The organism is Kaistella haifensis DSM 19056, from assembly GCF_000735695.2.
GTDB classification, from domain to species: domain Bacteria; phylum Bacteroidota; class Bacteroidia; order Flavobacteriales; family Weeksellaceae; genus Kaistella; species Kaistella haifensis.
The window spans coordinates 1-2537 of record NZ_JASZ02000066.1 but is presented as its reverse complement, the minus strand read 5'-3'; the positions used below and the strand labels follow the sequence as shown (position 1 = coordinate 2537).

Below are 2537 nucleotides of genomic sequence, written 5' to 3'. Positions count from 1 at the left end.
CTGTGGAGCCATCATGAATACAATTATCTGTTGGAGCTATATAGTTGGTCCTTAAATCCTCCGTAGATTTTTTTTTGTAGCCATTTCATGAGTTTTTAAAAGGTTAATAAAAACAAAGTTACTAAAACGGCAAATGGGAAAAGCTACCGGAGGTTTAGTTCAACATCTAAGTTCTTGTTGCGTGTGAAGAACGAACAGTGATACCCTATTTAACGGAAGCTTCGGGAGTTTTTTTTCAGCATTATGGGTTTATCGGCGAAGGATTTTAGAGATTTACAGAGGATTTCTGGAAGAACCTCTTTTTTGGGTCGGTTTAGGCTTTTTTAGTTAACTTTACAAAGTGACAGATTTATGCGGTTGTTAAAGCTGCCGAAGCTTTAGTTCAGCGAATCTTTAAGTTATTAATTTCTTTAAAAAAATAGAAAAATCTATAATAAATCTGTTATTTCTCCAATTTATTTTTGGTTTTAAATTGGATCTATACTGTGGAAGAAGTGATGTAAGCAGGGAAGAACAGTCGATTTAAAAAAAATCTATAAATGTAATTGTCCGGCAAATGAGTAAAAAAAACGTGGTTGATATCATAGAATTTTCAGAAGAGTTATCTGTACCAATTAAGACACTGAATTACGAGTGGCTTGAAAAATATTTTCGTATAGAAGAAGGTGATGTTGCATCACTTTCAGATCCCCAAAAGCATATCATAGACAAAGGCGGCCATATTTATTATGCTAAACTCAATGGTGAAATTGTTGGTACAGCCTCACTGTTAAAGAAAAGTGAAACGGTTTACGAATTAGGTAAATTGGCTGTCAGCGACAAAGCACAGGGACACGGTATTGGGACAATATTGATTGAACATTGCTTAAATATTGCCAAACAAAAACAAATAACGATACTTATTTTATACTCAAACACAACGTTGCAATCGGCTATTCATTTATTTAGAAAATATGGGTTTGAAGAAGTTGAACTTGAAAGTGGAGTTTACGAAAGAGCAAATATCAAAATGGAGAAACACTTTTAAACAGGAAAGAACAGCCGTTTTAGAAAAAAATTATAAAGAATCCAGCGGACTTTTTATCCTGGACTTTGAAAGGTCTGTCACATGCGTGTAGATTTGGGTGGTTTTAATGGAATTATGCCCAAGGAGCTCCTGAATAAAGCGGATATCGGTTCCTGTTTCCATTAAGTGAGTGGCAAAACTGTGGCGCAATCCGTGAATACCGACTTTCTTGCGAATGCCTGCCTTTTCCATCGCCTTCCTAAATACCGCCTGCGCAGACCGTACAGAATATGCCTCGCCTTCTTTACCCTCGAAAAGGTAAACCTTTGGGCGGTAGCTCAGGTAATATTCCCGCAATTCTGGCAGTAAGCTTTGGGGAAGTACGGCGATGCGGTCTTTTTTACCTTTCCCCTGTTCGATGCGCACCAGCATTTCCGCACTGTCGATATCGGAAAGTTTTAACGCTACCACTTCACTCACACGAAGCCCCATGCCGTAACACACTTTCAGAACAAGTGAATGTTTGAGATTTAGTGTGGCAGCTATTATTTTCTTGATTTCAGCTTTGCTGAGCATTTTGGGAATCAGCAGCTTTTTCTTTGGGCGCGGAATGTCGAAAAACATTTTTTGGCGGTGGAGCACTTGCTCAAAATAAAACTTTACTGCATTCATGCGGCTGTGGATTTCGCTTTCCGAGAGTTTCAGTTTTTCGTGGCAGTAGAGGAAATAAGACCGCAAACGTTCGGGAGAAAGCTCCTGCACGGGATAACTTTTTAGGATGTAGAGCAACTGTGCAAATTCTATGCTGTAAGTGCGTAAGGTATTTTGACTGTACCGCTTCAGCAGGAGATGTTCCTGGAAACGCTGGAACTCCGGCAAATTGACAAGGTGAATTTTGGAGAGTACTGCCTTGCCGGTTATTTTCTCGGGCAGCCCAAAAAGTTTGTGGTAGTGCCTGTTATCGGTAACATACCATTTTTTTTGTGAGGCGGACCACCGTGCTTTTGTGTGTTCGCGCAGAAAGGAAATGAGCTGCCGGTCTTTTTCAAACTGCACCCAAATAACGTTGGAGCCGTTGTGAGTTCCGGAGGAAAACTGAAATCTTTTGTCTGAAAAATCCATACCACCACTGCGTATTTTTTATATATTAACTCGTAGTGCATTATTAAATCAATGCAATTTTTATATTGTTCATTTTCCTGTTAAATAGTCGTTCCTTAACAATATAAATATTTTCTTTTTATTGTGAAAAAATATGCAGCAAAGAGGAAATTCTGCAAAGAAAAATATAGCCAACGAAGATTGGCTTTAAGAATCTCCATCATTTTCTTCATATTCCAGGCAGTTGCTGCTAGGAAGGCATTGATTTGAGGCCCCGTTTCTCCCATAAAGTAATTTTTAGCCAGCCTGAAATCAGTTTTTAAATGTCCGATGATAGGCTCTATGGCAGCTCTGGTTCTGAATTTTTTGCGCTTTGTTTGTTTCTGGTAGAGGGTGTCTTTTTTTCTCGGTGGACCTGGAATGGAGATTT

2 protein-coding genes and 1 pseudogene are annotated in these 2537 nt (G+C 38.9%); 1 reads left to right on the top strand and 2 read right to left on the bottom strand.

Features of this window, described 5'->3' with window-relative positions; genetic code table 11:
* The first annotated feature begins 556 nt into the window (after positions 1-556).
* Positions 557-1027: a GNAT family N-acetyltransferase gene (locus tag AP75_RS13710; RefSeq protein WP_031502824.1), complete on the top strand. Its 471-nt coding sequence runs from the start codon at positions 557-559 to the stop codon at positions 1025-1027.
* A 30-nt stretch (positions 1028-1057) separates the two neighbouring features.
* Here the strand turns inward: AP75_RS13710 and AP75_RS13705 are convergent, their stop codons facing one another.
* Together AP75_RS13705 and AP75_RS14425 are read right to left on the bottom strand one after the other, a co-directional pair.
* Entirely contained in the window at positions 1058-2128 is a 1071-nt protein-coding gene (locus AP75_RS13705; protein ID WP_088264988.1) for a tyrosine-type recombinase/integrase, read from the bottom strand.
* Positions 2129-2223: 95 nt separating this feature from the next.
* Positions 2224-2537 (bottom strand): annotated as a pseudogene (locus tag AP75_RS14425) (hypothetical protein); the annotation flags it as partial.